We start from the raw sequence: 18,931 nt of genomic DNA on the forward strand, positions 1-18,931 counted from the left end.
AAATTGTACATAGCCTAAGTCTATGAGGAGCACGGCAATTATTAAGCAACTCGCAACATTTGCTAAGAAAGTTTTCCCGGGAAAAACCGCGGTAAAGCCTGGCAAAACATTACCACAGCCTATTAAAATTCCGCGGTCGGAACATCCTATTTCACGTCAGGATATCTCTGAAAATGCGTTGAAGGTTCTTTATCGATTAAACAAGGGTGGCTTCGATGCCTATCTTGTAGGCGGCTGTGTTCGCGATTTACTGCTCGGTGTAACACCAAAAGATTTTGATGTTGCCACCAATGCTAGCCCTGAACAGATAAAATCTCTTTTCCGTAATTGCCGATTAATTGGCCGCCGCTTTCGGTTAGCGCACATTGTTTATGGCCGTGATGTTATTGAAGTGGCAACCTTTCGTGGCCATCACGCAGAAGATAGCAACGCCAAGCATGGTGCTGATGAGAAAAAGCATATCTCAAAGCAAGACGATGAAGGCATGCTCCTGCGTGATAACGTATATGGCACCATTGATGAAGATGCCCAACGCCGCGATTTCACAGTTAATGCGCTGTATTACTCAATTGCTGATTTCGCCATTTATGATTTTGCCAATGGTATTGCCGATCTTGAACAAGGATTACTGCGTTTGATTGGCGACCCTGAGCAACGCTATCGAGAAGATCCGGTGCGCATGCTGCGTGCCGTTCGCTTTGCAACTAAGCTAGGCTTGCGCTTAGAAAAAGAAACCGAAGCACCAATTCGAAGCTTAGCTAACTTGCTTGATAATATTCCACCAGCGCGTTTATTCGAAGAGTTCCTAAAGCTGTTCCTGAATCAAAAAGCCCAAGCGAACTTTGAGCGGCTTACTGAACTAAACCTGTTTCAATACCTATTCCCAGTGTTGAAATCGGTATTAAAGCAACAAGATAGCCTTGAATATCGCATGGCTACGCAAGTATTTGCCGATACAGATAAACGTTTAGGCCAAGATAAAGGCGTAAACCCAGCCTATTTGTTTGCTGCTTTATTATGGTATCCAATGTCGGCGCGCTCGGAAGAAATCGTGCAAGAAAGCGGCTTACCACCTTATGATGCCATGCAAATTGCCGCCGCTGATACGCTAACTCGGCAAGTACGCAGTATTGCAATTCCGAAGCGTTTTAGTATTCCAATGCGCGATATATGGCTATTACAACTTCGCTTGCAGCAAACCAGCCCACGCCGTGCCATTCGGTTGCTTACGCATCCAAAATTCCGCGCCGGTTATGATTTCTTATTGCTACGCGCACGCGTTGAAAACGATAAGGCTCTTGAAGAACTCGGCGCATTCTGGACCAACTTGCAGAAGCAAAACCCGAGTGAAGTTGCCAGCGCAGCTGCAAAGCCAGCACGCCGGCCCCGCCGACGTAGAGCGCCTCGCAAAAACACCAATGGCTAAGTGTTATATCGGGCTAGGTGCCAACTTGCAGCAACCCGCCGAAGCTATCGCTTCGGCGCTGGCCAAACTGCATGCGCACTCTGATGTAAGCAACCTGCAATGTTCATCGCTTTATCATAGCAAACCTATGGGCCCACAAGATCAGCCTGATTATGTGAATGCAGTTGCTGCCTTTGAAACCAAGCTCGAACCGCTATTACTACTTGATTTGTTACAAACTATTGAGCAAGAACACGGCCGCCTGCGTGAGCGTTACTGGGGCCCGCGCACCTTAGATCTAGATATTCTTTTAATCGATAACCGAACCATCGATAATGAGCGGTTAAAGGTGCCACATCCGGGTATAGAGCTACGTGAGTTTGTAGTAATACCTTTAGCTGAAATAGCGCCGGAGCTTGATTTACCTAACGGAAAATCGGTAAAGTCGTTGGCACTATCTATTCCGGACAATGAATTACGAATTCTTGCTCCGGCCCCAAGCTTTACGTAATAGGACACCATTATGAGCCGTATTCGCACAGCTGGATTATTAAAAATGAAGCAAGAGGGTAAGAAAATCACTGCCCTTACCGCTTACGATTCGAGTTTTGCTAAATTATTTGCCACTTGCGGTATTGATGTTCTGCTCGTTGGTGATTCTCTGGGTATGGTGTTACAAGGTTTAGATTCAACCGTGCCAGTAACCACTACGGAAGTGGCTTACCACACCCGTTGTGTGCGTGCCGGAGCGCCTGAAGCTTTTGTGATAGCGGATATGCCCTTTATGACATACCCCGATCCTGCTACCGCATGTTTTGAAGGTGCCGAACTTATGCGTGCAGGCGCCAACATGGTGAAGCTAGAAGGCGGCGAATGGCTCGTAGAAATCGTGCAAGCACTTACACGCCAAGGCATTCCAGTATGTGCTCATTTAGGCTTATTACCGCAATCAGTGAACGTGATAGGCGGATACAAGGTGCAAGGCCGTGATGAAGATGGCGCAGCAGCATTAATCAATCAAGCTCGTGCCTTAGAGGCCGCCGGAGCACAATTACTAGTGGTTGAATGTATTCCAAGTGCGCTGGGCGAGCAAGTTTCGAAAGCTATCAATATCCCGGTAATCGGTATTGGTGCGGGTAACCAAACCGATGGCCAAATTTTGGTAATGCACGATATGCTCGGCATGAACGCTGATTACTTACCTAAGTTCACGAAAAACTTTTTAACTGGCCGCGATAGCTTAAAAGCAGCTGTAGAAGCTTACATTAACGAAGTGCGAAACGGCGATTTCCCGGGCCCAGAGCATAGTTTCAATTCATAAAAGTACTTAGGCACAAAGGTGAAGCTCATGTTGCATTTAGAAAGCTTGAAAGATCTGCGTGCTACTCGCAGCACATGGGTTAACAACGGCGCCAGCATTGCTTTTGTGCCAACCATGGGGAACTTGCATCAAGGGCATTTACGCTTAGTTGAGCACGCGCGCTCTCTGGCTGATAAAGTGATTGTTAGCATCTATGTGAACCCCATGCAGTTTGGCGCTAATGAAGATTTAGATAATTACCCGCGTACCCTTGCTGCCGATATGGCGAAACTCAAGGCTGCCGGCGCCGATGCGGTGTTCACCCCTACCACCGAAATGGTTTATCCACGAGGTTTAAGCGAGCAAACGTTTGTAGAAGTGCCGCACATTAGCAACGAACTTTGTGGAGCTTCGCGGCCCGGACACTTTCGCGGTGTAGCCACCATTGTTTGTAAGTTATTCAACATGGTGCAGCCGGATCATGCCGTGTTTGGCAAAAAAGATTATCAGCAGCTTTTAGTTATTCGCCTTATGACCGAGGATCTATCGTTGCCGATTCAGATTCACGGTGTTGCCACCGAACGTGCAAGCGATGGCCTAGCCCTGAGCTCACGCAACGGTTATCTTAATGAAGCGCAAAGGCTGCAAGCGGCACAAATATACACCGTAATGCGAAGTACTGAGCAGGCTTTACAGCAGCAAAATATTGCCACCGTTAGTGATATAAAAAAGATTGAGCAAGAGAGTCAACAAAAGCTAAAAGCTGCTGGCTTTACGCCTGATTATGTAAGCATTCGCCGACAGCAAGATTTAGCGCTAGCCACCATTGGTGATAACGAATTAGTGATTCTGATAGCTGCTTATTTAGGAAAAACTCGCCTGATTGATAATCTCGAAGTTAATCTATAATTTTTCGTCGACATGATCAGAAAAGGGCCCTTCGGCCCTTTTCTGATCATATTGAAATGCTTTTGCGAACCCTATTTCGACAGGCCACAACGCTCGGCCGCATCAATAATATGCTTATTCAATGATGGCGCCGTAGCTGCAATTTCTCGCTGTTCTACAATAATATCCGCCAACATTTCATTACTAGTAAGCGGGTTTGCTAACACCGTTCGGAATACCAAAGTACCCTCACGATAATACTGGCGTGGTGTTAACTTAGTTCGCGAAACAAACGAACGGCCGTTCTCACGCTGAGTTTTTTGAATGTAACGGGTAAGAATATTTAGATGCGGTGTAACCGCAGCAATTTGTTCGGCACTGGCATCGGCCAATAACGCCTTGATTTCAGCCGGCACATATCGATAGGTTAATAGGCACAGCTCTGGGTGAGTAATAACTTCAAAGTCGTCTTGCCGCTCAATTAAGGCGGCAAAATCTTTGGCCCGTTCGATACCCGTATCAATCAGTAATTCATAGCCTTTTCGCCCCATTACATGCAATGCTGAATAAACCAGCATGGCCATGCCCGGGCGTGAGCCTTCCATGGTATGGCTACCTAGATCTTTTGAACCGCGGCGAATAACATATTCAGCATGATGCTCAATTGCGCTTACTAAAGAAGGATCTTTAAAAAGCACCATACCAGCACCCATAGGTACATACATTTGCTTATGCGCATCAATGGTTAGGCTATCAGCAAGCTCAATGCCGGCAAGTAACTTACGGTACGTATTCGACATCAAGGTAGCTCCACCCCATGCCGCATCGACATGGAAGTGCGCATGATATTTAGCTGCAATTTCCGCCATTTCTTGTAACGGATCAACGTGGCCCGTTTCGGTAGTGCCGGCAATACCAACAATAGCCATTACCCTACCACCTTCTTGGGTTACCTTAGCGGCTGCAGCCTTTAAAGCATCAATCTGAATGCGGTTATTATCATCAGCAGGCACGCTAACAATATTTTTACGGCCAATACCTAATACATCAGCGGCTTTGCTAAGTGAGTAGTGGCCGCGCTCAGAAACAAGCACTACTAAGCGGTTATAACCATAGTGTTGCAGGCCTGCTACCAGCCCTTCTGCAGAAACACCCGCAAACTCACCATCAGGCGCTAATAAATTGTTTCGTGCTACCCAAAGAGCCGAAATATTGGCAATGGTACCGCCAGAACAAAAAGCACCTAACGAATGATCGGCACTATGCATCCAACGATCGTAAAACGGCTTTTCTTGGCCATACACTAAATGGTGCATCATTCCGAGAACTTGCCGCTCCATTGGGGTGAAGGCTTTTGATGTTTCGATTTTCACCAGATTTTGATTCAAGCCCACCATAAGCTTTGCCAAAGGCAATAAGAAATAAGGCAATGCCGATGTCATGTGGCCAATGAAGCGAGGTGAAGCGGTATGCACTGATTGGGCAACCAACTTCTTCAGCAGTGTTTCGGTGTGATCAGATACGAACTCAGGTTGTTCAGGAATATCACTGTAAGCAAAATCATTCTCTATCTCGTGTAAAGGGCGTTCTTGCGTAACGATATGCGAAGAAAGAAACCCTTCGAGATTTTCTGATAAATGCTGTTCTATTTTACCGAGTGTGGAATCAGGCGCTTCAGGAACCGTGAAGATTCGATACAGCGCATCCATACTCACTTCCGCTGTGGTTTTAGGTGCCACACGCATCTCCTGGCCAAGTTTTTTGAGCGGCAGACTTTAGCACATTTGCATTAGTTTCTGCTAGCGCCGTTAATCTTGCTATTTCACTGGGCGCAACCAACTCTGCACCGCGCAAATCTGCTGTTAACTGCCATAGCCTTTGCTTGCTAGCCTGATACTTACGCTCAAAGGGCGTTATCGGATTCTGGCTCTCTGCCAGCTGCTCAAATTTACTAGCGATACCACAGCATTCAAGTGCGAGAGCAAATTCCTGCAAATAAATTGGCCAGTTACTGCGCAGCTCAATTTCACCACCCAAACGCACTAATTCGGGGAACACAGGTGCCCCATGCCAACGGCGCCCAAGGTGCTTTTTCTTCGGCCACGGGTTAGGGTATAAAACAAAATGCTTCAGCGGTTGCCATTCAGCTTCGCGTGCCAAGCGCCAAAAATCATTTAAATCGGCTCGTACTAGCAAATACTCGCCAGCGCGTGATTGACTATGAAACACATGCTTTCCAAGCCGGTGAGCCGATTTATCAATACCAACCACAAGCGCATCTGGGTAACGGCGCGCGAGTTCGGCTGTGCTTTCACCGACACCACAACAAGAATCAAGAATTAGCGGCCCATTAAAGGTTGCTAGCTTTTTCTCAACCTCAGCAAAAGCCTCAGCACTGTGTTGAGCTACCGGCTTTAGGAACGTGCTTTGCCAATACTTCGCAACTAAATGCGGAATATCAGCATGCACGCCCAACTGGTTGCTTGTAATCGCACGAGAATTCGCAGTATCCATAAGCTATTAAGTACGCGTACCTGTGCCACGGCGCAACAGCCACCAAGCGAGTACAAAGAACGCGATATTAAAGGTAACCAATACCCCAATTGCAACGGTAGGTGCAATATCAGAAACTCCGATAAAGCCATAACGGAAGCCGTTTACCATATAAATAATCGGGTTCGCTTGCGAAACGGTTTGCCAAAATTCAGGCAACAAGGTGATCGAATAGAATACGCCGCCTAAATAAGTAAGTGGCGTTAGTACGAAGGTTGGAATAATCGATATATCATCAAACGTTTTCGCAAACATCGCATTCAATAAACCACCGAGCGCAAACAGCGTAGCCGTAAGCAAAACAGTTAGAATAATCATTCCGTAGCTTTGAATATTTAATTCCACAAAGAAACCAGAAACGATGGTAACGATAACCGCAACTATCAATGAACGGGCAACACCGCCGCCAACATAGCCAAGAATAATAGTGATGTTCGATACCGGTGCCACCAACATTTCTTCTAGATTACGTTGGAACTTAGCACTAAAAAACGAAGCAGCTACGTTCGAATAGGCATTGGTGATAACCGACATCATAATCAAGCCGGGCACAATAAATTCCATGTAGCTCACGCCACCCATTTCACCAATACGGCTACCAATCAAACTGCCGAAAATGACAAAATATAACGTCATAGTTATCGCCGGTGGAACCAATGTTTGCACCCAAATTCGTAAAAATCGGGTGCATTCTTTTATCCAAATCGTTTTTAGTGCGGTGAAATGAATCGGGTTCTTCATATTACGCCTGCTCCTTCGTTTCACGGCCTTGTTCAACTAAATTCACGAACAGCTCTTCTAAACGATTCGCCTTATTCCGCATTGAAAGCACTTTAATACCTTGCTCTGAAAGTTCAGTAAACACCGAATTCAGGCCGGCAGATTTCGCCACATCAACTTCAATGGTGTGATCATCAATAATCCGCGCCGCAGCACTTTTGATATCGGGAGCATTTACGCTGGTTTCGAGATCGAGCACAAAAGTTTCGATATTGAGTTTGCCTAACAACGATTTCATCGTTGTGTTTTCAATGATTTGGCCTTTATCAATAATACCGATATTGCGGCAAAGCATTTCGGCTTCTTCCAAGTAGTGGGTAGTAAGAATAATAGTTACGCCCTGCCTGTTAATACGCGTTAAAAACTCCCACATCGAACGGCGAAGCTCGATATCTACACCTGCGGTTGGCTCATCCAAAATCAGCAACTTCGGCTCATGCAGTAATGCGCGGGCAATCATTAAACGGCGCTTCATACCGCCTGAAAGAGTTCTAGCACGATCATCGCGTTTTTCCCACAACCCTAGCTGGGTAAGATACTTTTCCGCACGTTCGCGCGCTAACTTGCGAGAAACACCGTAATAACCAGCTTGGTTCACCACTATTTGTTCCACGGTTTCAAACTGGTTAAAGTTAAATTCTTGCGGAACCAAGCCAATGTGCTGTTTCACTTCATTAATGTGGCTATCAAGATCGTAGCCAAATACTTTCACCGAACCTGCGGTTTTATTCACTAACGAAGAGATAATTCCAATAGTGGTAGATTTACCCGCACCATTTGGGCCCAACAGGGCATAGAAATCACCCTCTCGCACGATTAGGTCCACACCTTTAAGGGCAACAAGGCCACCGCGATAAACTTTCCGCAGCCCTTTAATTTCAAGTGCATTGGTCATGCGCTACTCCGGTTAATAATTCGAATATTATGAATTGCGTTGATCGTAGCCCCAGCGGCTTACTAATTGCTGGCTTAGGCCGAGATGATCAAGAATTCGAGCCACAACAAAATCAACAAGATCAGCGATCGATTGTGGTTGATGATAGAAGCCTGGCGCCGCAGGCATAATGGTAACACCCATGCGTGAAAGGGTAAGCATGTGTTCTAAATGAATGCTATGCAGCGGCATTTCGCGCGGCACTATAATCAATTGCCCACGTTCTTTCAAAACAACATCGGCTGCACGTTCAATTAGATTATCGCTTGCGCCTGTGGCGATAGAAGCTAAGCTTCCCGTTGAACATGGGCATACCACCATACGCTTCGGCGCAGCTGAGCCCGAGGCTACCGGTGAAAACCACTCTTCTTTACCATACACTTTCAACTGATTTTCGGTTACCCCAAAATGGTCGCAGAGAAACTTCTGCGCTGCATCTGGCGCACCCGGAATTTTTAGGTTTTCTTCAGTGGCAAATACTACTCGAGCCGCGCTAGATATTAGCAATAGAACTTGCTGATTTTGCGCCAGCAGGCACTCTAGCAAACGCAGCGCATAAGGAGCACCCGAGGCACCTGTGATCGCTAAGGTTACGCGATTATCTTGGCTTTGCTCTGGGCTGAAAGTTTGCCCAGCCGAACGATTTGAAAACTGTGATGTCACGCTACTACCCCATTCTATTCCGCTTTAGCGATTATGTTGGTAAGGCTATCAAGCAATAGTTGGTGTATCCCACCAAAGGCGCCATTGCTCATCACAACCCAATATTCTCTCGTTGCTTGTGCACCTTCAACACTAGATCCGCTATCGCGCACACGTTCTTGATAGGCTTGTAGCACTTCATTAGCAAGATCTTGAACGTTATCACAAACAACCACCGGCACGTTCCTCTCATTCAGAGCTTGAGTTAAAGGTGCCAGTTGAGTTGCCAATTGCCAGTTTGCGCCTTCTGGCTGCAAACCATAAACTTCATCGACATCAACAAATGCAGCGGCTAACGTATCTTTATGCACCCCAGCTTTCATGGTGTTTGAACGTGGTTCAAAAATTGCCACAATTCGCGCATCCTGCCCAACATGAGCGCGCATTGCCTGAAGTGTAGTAGCAATCGCCGTAGGATGATGCGCAAAATCATCATAAACATGAACACCAGCAAGTTCACCGCGCAATTGTAACCGCCGCGCTGGCGAAGTAAACCGGCTCAACGCTTCCGCTGCTAGCTTCGGCTCAACACCAACTTGAGCAGCCGCTACCAAAGCCATGAGGCCGTTTTCAACGTTATGCTTTCCGATGAGATCCCACGTTACTTGGGCAACCTCAGCACCATTATGTAGTACTGCAAACGTGCTACCGGCGGAATTTAACAGTTTGGTATCCCATGCCTCATTTTCACCCGTGCACACCCGCTCCGACCAACAGCCTTTTGCCACTACCTCAGCTAGCGCCTTCACAGCAGGTGGATAAATAACATGCCCATTTCGAGGTACCGTGCGTAAAACGTAAGCAAACTGCTGTTGGATTGCCGCTAGATCAGAAAAAATATCAGCGTGATCAAATTCCAGGTTGTTCATTACCAGCGTGTCGCTGAAGTAATGAAGGAATTTTGAACGTTTATCAAAGAAAGCAGTATCGTATTCATCCGCCTCAATAACAAAATAGGGGCTATCGGTTAAACGTGCCGTTTCATTATATGGTTGCACCACACCACCCACGAGGAAGCTTGGGTTTATTCCCGCTTGTTCAAGAACCCAAACCAACATAGAAGCCGTTGTGGTTTTGCCATGAGTTCCTGAAACCGCTAATACATGGCGCTCACGCAACAGCGCTTCGCCAAGCCATTGAGGGCCCGATTGATATGCAAGCTTTCGTTCTAGAACCGCTTCAACAACTGGATTTCCGCGGCTTAGCGCATTGCCTATGATCACTAAATCAGGGGTTGGTTGTAGTTGCTGTAAATCATCACCTTGGAACAGGTTAATACCAAGCTTCTCAAGCTGCGTGCTCATAGGTGGATAAACATTACTATCACTGCCGGTTACTTGGTAGCCAAGCGCTTTCGCAAGAGCGGCAATCCCGCCCATAAAGGTGCCACAAATTCCAAGAATATGAATATGCTTCATCTGCTGCCTTCGCTAAACCATAAGAACCTGTAATCATACCACTTCATTTATTCCTAAGCATCTGTACTGCGGTATGGGGAGCCTGCGCAATGAATGCGCAAAAAGGAGGCATCGAACGATGTTTTAAGGTAAACTTGCGGGCGTTTCCGGCAACACCTAAACGACAACCAGAGGCTAATCATGCAACGCTTGATTCCCGTTCTGAACAATGACCATGTTCCCTTGCACTTAATTTCTGTGATCAATACTTTGCTCACTGCCACAAAAGAAATCTCTCACTTGCTTCATCAAGGTAGTTTAGCCGGTACTCTTGGCTCAACCCTTGACCAAAATATTCAAGGTGAAACGCAGAAAAAACTCGATATCGTATCCAACCAGCTGATTAAAAATATGCTGCTGGAAACCAACCTTGTGCATGCCGTAGCTTCTGAAGAAGAAGATTTTGTTGTAATGGGCAACCCAGATGCGAAGTATTTGGTGGCTTTCGACCCACTCGATGGTAGCTCAAATATTGATATTAATGGTTCCGTTGGTACTATTTTTTCAATCCTTGAAAAACCCGATCATGCGGCCGAAGGCACCGATTTGTTCTTACAAACTGGTGATGAGCAAATAGCTGCTGGCTATATTTTATATGGCCCTTCAACGATGTTAGTGCTCACTACCGGTAAAGGTGTCCGTATGTTCACCTTAGATCATACCGTAGGCGAGTTCCTACTAACCGTTGAGCAAGTAAGAGTTCCAGAAGATACCAAAGAATTCGCTATCAATATGTCGAATCGCCGCTTCTGGACAGATCCAATGGAACATTACATTGCTGATTTACTTATCGGCAGCGAAGGTATCCGCAAGAAAAATTTCAATATGCGTTGGAATGCGGCAATGGTTTCCGATGTACACCGAGTTTTATCGCGCGGTGGCATTTTTGCTTATCCGGCCGATTGTCGGAACCCGGATAAACCTTGTAAGTTACGCTTAATGTACGAAGCAAACCCCATGAGCTTTTTAGTAGAGCAAGCTGGCGGCCGCTCGAGTACAGGTTATGAGCGTATTATGTCATTACAACCAACGGATATTCACGAGCGTGTTTCAGTAGTGATGGGTTCACGTAACGAAGTAGATATTTGCTTGGATTACTTTAAGAAATTTGAGTGTAAGCGCCCAGATGCGCCCTTTCACACAAAATAATGGTTAGATTGCTTTGAGTTGAATCACAAAGATTCGCTATAATCGAGAGATATAGCCTGAAAGCTTTTAATTTAGATTCGAATTTATTTTAGATATCAAAGGAACAATACATGAGCTTGAATGATGTACCTGCAGGCAAAAACTTGCCAGATGAAATCAATGTAATTATTGAAATCCCTGCGAATGCAGATCCAATAAAATATGAAGTAGATAAAGATTCTGGCGCTCTCTTTGTCGATCGTTTTATGACAGCTCCGATGTTCTATCCATGTAACTATGGCTATATGAACGATACTTTGTCACTAGATGGCGACCCAGTAGATGTTTTAGTTCCTACTCCACATCCATTGCAACCTGGTTGTGTAATTCGTTGCCGCCCGGTTGGCGTTCTGAAAATGAGCGATGAATCGGGTGAAGATGCGAAAATTGTAGCTGTTCCAGTGAGCAAGCTCAGCAAAGAATACGATCACATTGAAGATGTGAACGATTTACCTGAGTTACTTCGCGCGCAAATCACACATTTCTTTGAGCGCTATAAAGAGCTTGAGAAAGGAAAGTGGGTAAAAGTTGAAGGTTGGGGCGATATCAAAGAAGCGAAAGAAGAAATTGAATCATCTTACGCTCGTGCCCAAGAGAAGAAATAAGTAGCAGTATGGCTACCCAGTGCATACGTGGCCTGCAGATTAAGTTCTGCTGGCCGCGTCAATCACAACCTACCATTGATATTGCCGAACTTGCTATTGAAAGTGGCGAACGCATTTTGTTGCGTGGCCCAAGCGGCAGCGGTAAATCAACATTGCTCTCGCTTCTAGCGGGCGTACATGCGGTACAATCGGGTACCTTAACGGTTCTCGATAAAGATTTAAGCCAGTTATCACAGCGTAAGCGCGATAAGTTTCGCGCCGACCACATCGGCTATATTTTCCAGCAATTTAACCTTCTTCCATATCTCAGTGTTATTCAAAACGTTCTGCTTGCTATCGATTTCTCTAAATCGCGAGCTCAAAGGCTCGTTGGTAGAAATATATCCGCACGTGCCGAAAGTGAGCGCTTGCTAACACGCTTGGGTATAGCACCAGAATTATGGGGAAAGCCTGCAGGTAATTTGAGTGTTGGCCAGCAACAGCGAGTTGCAGCGGCACGAGCCTTAATTGGCGCTCCTGAATTAATTATCGCCGATGAACCTACATCAGCATTAGATACCGATGCACGTGATACATTTTTGAATTTACTCAATGAAGAATGTGAGCAGCAAAATATAACCTTGGTTTTTGTAACTCACGATACTTCGCTAAGCCATCATTTTGATCGTATTGTTGAGCTTGCCCAAATTAACCAAGGTAACAGTAATGGCGGGGAGGCATAATGCGAATAGCTAAACTTGCGGCTGCAAGCCTTCTGAGCCGAAAATCAAATGCTGTGCTTACGCTTATGGCCATTGCCATCAGCGTAATGTTGCTGCTCGGGGTTGAACGCGTAAGCCAAGAAACGCGCTCAGGATTTGCCAACACTATATCTGGCACCGATTTAATTGTTGGTGCACGCAGCGGCTCCGTTAACTTATTACTTTATTCCGTATTTCATATTGGTAACCCTACCAATAATATCACTTGGAATACCTACCAGCATTGGGCAAACAATAGCCAAGTAGCTTGGAGCGTGCCTATTGCATTGGGCGATAGCGTTCGAGGTTTCCCAGTAGTAGCCACAGAGCCTGCTTTCTTTGAGCATTTTCGTTACGCCCAACAACAACCATTAGAATTCGCTGAAGGCCAAGCCTTTCAGCGCCGCGAAGCCGTTATTGGCGCAGAAGTTGCGCGCCAACTTAGCTTACAAGTGGGTAGCAACCTTATTATCGCTCACGGCACCGGCAGCATAAGCTTCCATGAACATGATGATCACCCTATGCAAATTGCAGGAGTGTTAGAACGTACAGGCACCCCGGTTGATCAGGCTATTTATATTGGCCTTCGCGATCTTGATATGATGCATGGCGGCACAGATGATCACGCTCATGATGAGCATGAAGGTCATGAACATACGGGCCATGAGCATAATGAAGATGATCACCATGAACATGAACACCAAAATCATAACACTCACCAACATCATGAACATGAAGGCAGTAGCCAAGTTGCCGAGCCACCAATTCCCGGAATAAGTGCATTTTTTGTAGGTTTGCAAAGTAAACCGCGTGCCATATTCATGCAACGCGAAATCAATACTTACCGCGAAGAACCGCTTACGGCCATTATGCCGGGTTCAACACTGCACGAGCTTTGGCGCACGCTAAGCGGCTTTGAACGGGCTCTTTCGGTGGTATCAGGATTCGTGTTGTTGGCAGGCCTACTCGGCATGTTGGCAACTATATTGGCTAGCTTACGTGAACGCCGCCGGGAAATGGCCGTGCTGCGTTCTATCGGCGCTGGCCCCGGCACCATATTCACTTTACTAGTAAGTGAAACCATGGTTTTAACTCTGGCTGGAATGGCGGTTGGTGTAGGTTTACTTTACGGCTTCATTTTCGCGTTAGCACCGTGGATTCAATCAAGCTTCGGTATCGTGGTGGAACTAAGCGGTATTTCTAATGCCGAATGGTTGCGCCTTGCTGTAGTGTTTGTTGCCGGTTTCTTGATTAGCTTAATTCCAGCTTGGCGAGCTTATCGTAATTCGCTAAGCGATGGTTTATCCATGAGGGTATAGATGAGAATTTTAAAGCAAATAGGTTTATTCAGCGCAGCTACAATATGCCTAGCGGCATTCGCGGCGCAGGCAGATGTTCGTGAATTAAAATGGAATGAACTTAAGCCTTCTGATTGGGAAGCCCCGGCGGTGCGTGACCCAATATTCTATGAACAAAATCCTGATCTGCAAGTACAAACTGAGCTTGATGCCCCGGTTGTTCCCGAATTGGATGGCTTAAAAGTAAAAATTCCCGGTTATGTAGTACAACTCGAAGGCGATGATCGCCGTATAACTGAGTTCTTACTTGTACCTTACTTTGGCGCTTGCATTCATGTGCCACCGCCACCGCCAAACCAGATCATTCACGTTACTTTTCCAGAAGGCGTGCCTTATCCAGTAACTTACGATGCTGTTTGGGTAACCGGAACCATTACCGTTGAACACAGGGATTCAGATTTAGCTCTTGTTGGATATCAAATGGAAGCCGACGCGGTAATTTCTTACTTCTAATCGTAAACTCCGAATACAAAAAAGGGCTCTTCAAATTGAAGTGCCCTTTTCGGTTTCGATCTTTAGAAACGTATCGATAAGCTAGCAAATGGCCCAGTAAAATCATACTGATAGCGGGTCATAAAAGTGGTTGTATCGTCAAAATCTATTTTTATCGAACGATACCCAACACTTAGATAACCATCAAAAGCGAGAGAATCAAGAAAACGATAGCGAACAGCGCCTTGAATATCGTGCAAATCATTATCGCCAAACGAACCAAAGTGGCCTTCGGCAACCACTGAAAGGCCGCTAAACGGCAAGCCAGCGGCGAGTTTCAAGTAAGCCGATACAACATCTTCATCAATTTCCCAAAACGGCTGATGAGTCATACCCAAGTTTGGAGCCACATAACCATCAAATTGTTTTAAACTTGCTCCAAAGTGAATAGCCACTACATCATTATCAAATGGAGCATAAAACAACGTATAGGTTTCATGGCTCAAATCGATACTAATGGTTTCAAAGGTATTGTAATCACCCGTAAACTTGAGCTCTTGGGTTTCAAATTTAAAGTTAGGAATCAAAGGTATAAAATGAGTTAGCGTAACGCCGAAACCTAGTTGTCCCGATTTTTTCCAATCATAAATATCACCGCTATCTAGCGTTTGTGCATAAGTATGATAACCACCCGCATCAGCTTGCCAATATTGTGCTTCCGCCTCTAAACTAAATAACACATCAGCTGAAACTGGTGCAGATAGCGCAACTAAACAAGTTGCAGCAGTAATACTTAACATCTTTTTCATCGGTTTAAGTTTCTCCATTTCCTAAAAGTTTTTAATTAAGCTTCAATGCTTCGAACTCTACAAGTTTACCAATTAAATGCAAAACTTTTACGAGTATTTTACTTATTAATCCGATGGTTAATAACTATTATGTTTAATCACAACACCAATTAGTGGCTACTATCTTAGTTGCGAACTAGAGCTTTTACCGGAGTTCTAATTGTTATTTCATTGCCATCACTAAATATGAGAGTTACATCATGGTATTCGCCGATAACCAATGGGGCCGTTAAGCCGATTAGCATCAAATGATATCCGCCTGGTTGCAGCGAAACAGTTTCACCCGCTGGAACCACAAGAGCTTCCATCTGCTCCATGCGCATTTGTTCACCTTCGCGCACGTGCTGATGAATCTCGATATCACCAGCAATGGGGCTGCTAGCAGCAACTAAAAGAACATCTTGATCACCACTGTTACGCAAAACACCAAAACCAGCACCATTCGGTTGCCCTGGAATACTTTCGCGTAACCATAAGCTTTCAATCTCAACTTCGGCAAAGGCCGGCGATACTGTGGCTAGTAGGCCGATGCAAAGGCTAGTGATTGCGAGAGTGAATATTTTACGCATGTTAATTTCCTGTTTGTTTTTATCAGGAAATCACTTTAACCAATTTTACGCGGTTTGGGTACGGTTTCGGCTAAAAATCCATACCACTAAGGCGATTAATAAGATTGGCCAAAACAAACTAAAGCCTACAAGCACTAACACCGCTGAAGCGATCGCTACAGCTAAAACGGTACTACCGAAGAGTGCAATACCTACCGCAAACGCAACGCCTGCAAGCAACGCAACTACGAACACCGGTACAACAACTACCGCAAGCAAGCTAATAATGAAACCAACCAGCGTTGGCCCAAAGACTGCTAGTAATGCCACCATTAATAAAATCAATAAAAACGTTTTCATGCCGTTCTCCTAGATAGGTACTACCCATTGTTAGATAGCTTTTCATTTCTAGAATAGTTACTGCAGATTCCGTGCCAAACTTAAAAATTCGATTAAGAGCCTAATATGTAACGTTTTGGAGCTATAAAACGGAAGCATCGCGAGGCAAAGCCCACTCTCTTTAGGTTTCTATTAGTGTTTTTTACTAATATTTAGTGTTTTTTACATATTAGGTTCCACCAAAAAAAAAGCAGCCTAGAAACGTTAGGCTGCTTATCATTTCGATTAATTTTGGGTAACTTAGAAGCGGTAGCTCACTTCCGCGTAGTAGTAACCGCCATTAAAGCCAAACGGCGCATTGGTATTCGGGTAAAGAAAAATTCCATTAAATTGGTTCTCTGGTAGTTGCTTATCTGGGTACGTATCAAACAGGTTTTGCGCACCCACTCTAACTGCAACGGATTCTGTAGCTTGATATCGGAACGATAGATCAGCTATCCACTTTCCGCTGAAAGTAGTTTGAGTGCCTGAGTTGTTTTCCAGAATATAATCACCGAAATAACTAAATGCTAGGTGCGTTTGTAACTTATCGTAATCATGAGTTAACGATAAAGTACCGCTGTTTCTAGGAACAGAGCGTGTCATGCGCGTTTGCTCTACACCATTAAACAACTTATCTTCCAAACCGTCCAAGATTTGCGGGAGATTTACCGCATCAATCTTAGTTTTGTTATAACCATAAGCGGCTTGGGCACGCAGGCTTCCGTATTCTGCGAGATCATATTCCTTAGCAAGCACAACATCGAGGCCACGAGTGGTGGTATCAACGGCATTAATGAAGAACCGAGCATTATCAGCACCAGCCACAGCTAATGCATCGGCAACCGCGGCAGAATCACTTGGAATCAATGAACTCGAGAGAATAATCCGGTCATCAATTTCAATTTGGTATGCATCTACCGTGAGTGATAAACCGTTGTAACCATTCCAAACTATACCAGCACTGAAGCTTTGTGATTCTTCGGGTTGTAAAGCGCCTACCTCTAGTTCACGTGCTACATCACTTAAGTTATTGAAGGTACCCGATTGCTCCGGAACTAATTCACCATCACGGTTTACGAACAGCGTAGAGATGTTAGTAAAATACAGTTGCTGTACACCAGGAGCACGGAAGCCTGTATTCGCCGTTGCTCGCACAGCTAATTGATCAGTTAACGCATAGCGCCCTGATACCTTCCAGCTGGTGTTATTACCAAAATCAGAATAATCTTCATAACGTAAAGCAGCTGCCCATTGGAAGTTTTCAGTTAGTTGGTTTTCTAGCTCTACATATAAACCGGTATTATCGCGCGATTCATTAATTTCTGAATCAGGGCGGAACCCAGTAAAGCCTTGGCTACCTGCTGCACGATTATCAAAGCCACCATCTTCATAAGAAGCAGGCTCACCGGCCTTAATTTGGTAGCCATTTTCACGATAGCTTACGCCCAGCGCCACGGATAAATCAGAGTAGTTATAGAACTCATATAAGCGTGAAATCTCAAAACTAGCATTAAGTTCATCATGTACTAATGTACCTGCATCAAACTCTGTTTGTGATGCGGCACCAAATGATGCATTTAATGAGTTTTCTAGGCGATAATTGAACTCACTTTCGCCATACACAATTGAGGCATCCGCAAACCAGCTCCCGAGGTCAAACCGATATCCAGCAGCAATAGAGGTATCGTTCGTATCTGGTGATAATAACGGCAAGAAGCCATCTGGGTATACATCTGTGACGTTACGACCATCTAATGCTCTACGATAAAATGCACCAGATTTTGTAGTGCGCTCACTAAAGCCGCCAAATGAATATAGTTCACCTGTTCCAACTTCATATTCGGCATTAAAGAACAACCCTACGTTCTCAAATTCTGCATCACCAACGTGATGGCTTCTACGATCGAAAGTTGCCTCACGGGGATCAGGTTCGCCATCAACTAGTGGGTATTGCTGGCGAGGATCTAAACCAGCACGGTTTGTTCTCCCCTTATCGTGATACTCTCCAGAAAATACAATTGACCCACGATTATTAAGGTTTACACCAAAACTTCCATGAAGCTTAACTTGCTCGCCATCGCCTTCGTAAGTTTGGCCAACACTAAGGCTGAGGTCACCGCCTTGGGCGTTGTCCTTCAATACGATGTTTATAACACCTGCTATTGCATCCGAACCATATTGCGCAGATGCGCCATCACGTAGAACTTCAATACGTTTAATTGCGGAAATTGGAATGGCGTTTAAATCGGCATTTGAGCTACCACGGCCGGTAGTACCGTTTAAGTGCACAAGAGAACTGCTGTGCCGGCGCTTACCGTTCACCAATACCAGTGTATGATCGGGCGATAGCCCTCGCAATGACGCAGGGCGAACCGCATCAGAGCCATCGGTAATAGACGATGTAGGAAAATTAAAGCTAGGCACGGCGTATTGCAGTGCTTTTGCAGTTTCTGTAAAGCCTGCGGCTACAAGATCTTCAGCGGAAATAATGTCTACCGGCGCCGAGCCCTCTGTTGCGGTACGCACACTTAAGCGCGAACCAATCACTTGAATGCGTTCAGGGTCAGATGCCTGGGCTGTGGTGTTTGCATCTTGCGAATAAGCAATTGCAGGAATGGATACAATAGATGCTATTGCGATACTAATCGTTGTTTTTTTCATGATGTTTTCCCTCACTTACATTTTATTTACTACTAATGTAAGAACAATCTAACAGGGAAAACCACAAAACAACAAGACCAGTTCAGACCAAAGTATAGCGGAAAAGTATAACAACTTAACTGCATATAGCTAAATTAATGTTTAAAAACAG

The 18,931-nt window shown here is 45.2% G+C and carries 18 protein-coding genes and 1 pseudogene; 9 read left to right on the plus strand and 10 right to left on the minus strand.

Annotation, left to right across the window (positions count from 1 at the left end):
• Positions 1 to 22: 22 nt before the first annotated feature.
• From pcnB to panC, 4 genes are read left to right on the plus strand one after another with little or no spacing between them, the layout of a single operon-like run.
• The gene (gene pcnB, locus A28LD_RS06515) at positions 23 to 1,426 is read left to right on the plus strand and encodes a polynucleotide adenylyltransferase PcnB (RefSeq protein WP_007420282.1); all 1,404 of its coding nucleotides are present in this window, start codon (positions 23 to 25) and stop codon (positions 1,424 to 1,426) included.
• On the plus strand, positions 1,419 to 1,916 hold the full coding sequence (folK, locus tag A28LD_RS06520) for a 2-amino-4-hydroxy-6-hydroxymethyldihydropteridine diphosphokinase (protein ID WP_040487104.1): 498 nt from the start codon (positions 1,419 to 1,421) through the stop codon (positions 1,914 to 1,916). Before pcnB ends, folK begins: the two co-directional genes overlap by 8 nt.
• Before the next feature lie 12 nt (positions 1,917 to 1,928).
• The gene (panB, locus tag A28LD_RS06525; RefSeq protein ID WP_007420284.1) at positions 1,929 to 2,726 is read left to right on the plus strand and encodes a 3-methyl-2-oxobutanoate hydroxymethyltransferase; all 798 of its coding nucleotides are present in this window, start codon (positions 1,929 to 1,931) and stop codon (positions 2,724 to 2,726) included.
• 27 nt (positions 2,727 to 2,753) lie between these two features.
• Positions 2,754 to 3,614: a pantoate--beta-alanine ligase gene (gene panC, locus A28LD_RS06530; protein ID WP_007420285.1), complete on the plus strand. Its 861-nt coding sequence runs from the start codon at positions 2,754 to 2,756 to the stop codon at positions 3,612 to 3,614.
• Between the two features lie 71 nt (positions 3,615 to 3,685).
• Here panC and panP read toward each other — a convergent pair whose 3' ends face one another.
• The 6 genes and pseudogenes from panP to mpl all read right to left on the minus strand — a co-directional run bounded on the left by panP (position 3,686) and on the right by mpl (position 9,980).
• Positions 3,686 to 5,332, minus strand: coding sequence for a pyridoxal-dependent aspartate 1-decarboxylase PanP (gene panP, locus A28LD_RS06535; protein WP_007420286.1), 1,647 nt, complete (start codon positions 5,330 to 5,332; stop codon positions 3,686 to 3,688).
• 112 nt (positions 5,333 to 5,444) lie between these two features.
• Positions 5,445 to 6,107 (minus strand): annotated as a pseudogene (gene trmB / locus A28LD_RS06540) (tRNA (guanine(46)-N(7))-methyltransferase TrmB); the annotation flags it as partial.
• A 6-nt stretch (positions 6,108 to 6,113) separates the two neighbouring features.
• A complete protein-coding gene (locus A28LD_RS06545) occupies positions 6,114 to 6,887 on the minus strand; it encodes an ABC transporter permease (RefSeq protein ID WP_007420288.1) in 774 nt (257 codons plus the stop codon).
• A 1-nt stretch (position 6,888) separates the two neighbouring features.
• Positions 6,889 to 7,821 carry an ABC transporter ATP-binding protein gene (locus A28LD_RS06550; protein ID WP_007420289.1) on the minus strand — a complete coding sequence of 311 codons (933 nt, stop codon included), beginning with the start codon at positions 7,819 to 7,821 and terminating at the stop codon, positions 6,889 to 6,891.
• Between the two features lie 27 nt (positions 7,822 to 7,848).
• The gene (locus A28LD_RS06555; protein WP_007420290.1) at positions 7,849 to 8,523 is read right to left on the minus strand and encodes a flavin prenyltransferase UbiX; all 675 of its coding nucleotides are present in this window, start codon (positions 8,521 to 8,523) and stop codon (positions 7,849 to 7,851) included.
• Positions 8,524 to 8,537: 14 nt separating this feature from the next.
• Entirely contained in the window at positions 8,538 to 9,980 is a 1,443-nt protein-coding gene (gene mpl / locus A28LD_RS06560; protein WP_007420291.1) for a UDP-N-acetylmuramate:L-alanyl-gamma-D-glutamyl-meso-diaminopimelate ligase, read from the minus strand.
• A 180-nt stretch (positions 9,981 to 10,160) separates the two neighbouring features.
• Here mpl and A28LD_RS06565 point away from each other — a divergent pair, with 180 nt between their 5' ends.
• The 5 genes from A28LD_RS06565 to A28LD_RS06585 all read left to right on the plus strand — a co-directional run bounded on the left by A28LD_RS06565 (position 10,161) and on the right by A28LD_RS06585 (position 14,363).
• Positions 10,161 to 11,168, plus strand: coding sequence for a class 1 fructose-bisphosphatase (locus A28LD_RS06565; protein ID WP_007420293.1), 1,008 nt, complete (start codon positions 10,161 to 10,163; stop codon positions 11,166 to 11,168).
• Positions 11,169 to 11,278: 110 nt separating this feature from the next.
• Positions 11,279 to 11,812, plus strand: a complete 534-nt coding sequence (gene ppa / locus A28LD_RS06570) for an inorganic diphosphatase (protein ID WP_007420294.1) — start codon at positions 11,279 to 11,281, stop codon at positions 11,810 to 11,812.
• 8 nt (positions 11,813 to 11,820) lie between these two features.
• Positions 11,821 to 12,534 (plus strand): ABC transporter ATP-binding protein, encoded by a 714-nt coding sequence (locus A28LD_RS06575; protein WP_007420295.1) that lies wholly within the window; start codon positions 11,821 to 11,823, stop codon positions 12,532 to 12,534.
• Positions 12,534 to 13,871 carry an ABC transporter permease gene (locus A28LD_RS06580; protein ID WP_007420296.1) on the plus strand — a complete coding sequence of 446 codons (1,338 nt, stop codon included), beginning with the start codon at positions 12,534 to 12,536 and terminating at the stop codon, positions 13,869 to 13,871. Before A28LD_RS06575 ends, A28LD_RS06580 begins: the two co-directional genes overlap by 1 nt.
• A complete protein-coding gene (locus tag A28LD_RS06585; RefSeq protein WP_007420297.1) occupies positions 13,872 to 14,363 on the plus strand; it encodes a DUF3299 domain-containing protein in 492 nt (163 codons plus the stop codon).
• A gap of 62 nt (positions 14,364 to 14,425) precedes the next feature.
• Here A28LD_RS06585 and A28LD_RS11945 read toward each other — a convergent pair whose 3' ends face one another.
• From A28LD_RS11945 to A28LD_RS06605, 4 genes are all read right to left on the minus strand, one after another.
• Positions 14,426 to 15,151: a TIGR04219 family outer membrane beta-barrel protein gene (locus tag A28LD_RS11945; protein ID WP_007420298.1), complete on the minus strand. Its 726-nt coding sequence runs from the start codon at positions 15,149 to 15,151 to the stop codon at positions 14,426 to 14,428.
• A gap of 164 nt (positions 15,152 to 15,315) precedes the next feature.
• A complete protein-coding gene (locus A28LD_RS06595; RefSeq protein WP_007420299.1) occupies positions 15,316 to 15,759 on the minus strand; it encodes a copper chaperone PCu(A)C in 444 nt (147 codons plus the stop codon).
• A gap of 45 nt (positions 15,760 to 15,804) precedes the next feature.
• Positions 15,805 to 16,098 (minus strand): hypothetical protein, encoded by a 294-nt coding sequence (locus tag A28LD_RS06600; protein WP_007420300.1) that lies wholly within the window; start codon positions 16,096 to 16,098, stop codon positions 15,805 to 15,807.
• Between the two features lie 279 nt (positions 16,099 to 16,377).
• Positions 16,378 to 18,780 (minus strand): TonB-dependent receptor plug domain-containing protein, encoded by a 2,403-nt coding sequence (locus A28LD_RS06605; RefSeq protein WP_007420301.1) that lies wholly within the window; start codon positions 18,778 to 18,780, stop codon positions 16,378 to 16,380.
• Between the last annotated feature and the right edge of the window lie 151 nt (positions 18,781 to 18,931).

It is taken from the genome of Idiomarina sp. A28L (genome assembly GCF_000218785.1).
In the GTDB taxonomy this organism is placed as follows: Bacteria; Pseudomonadota; Gammaproteobacteria; order Enterobacterales; family Alteromonadaceae; genus Aliidiomarina.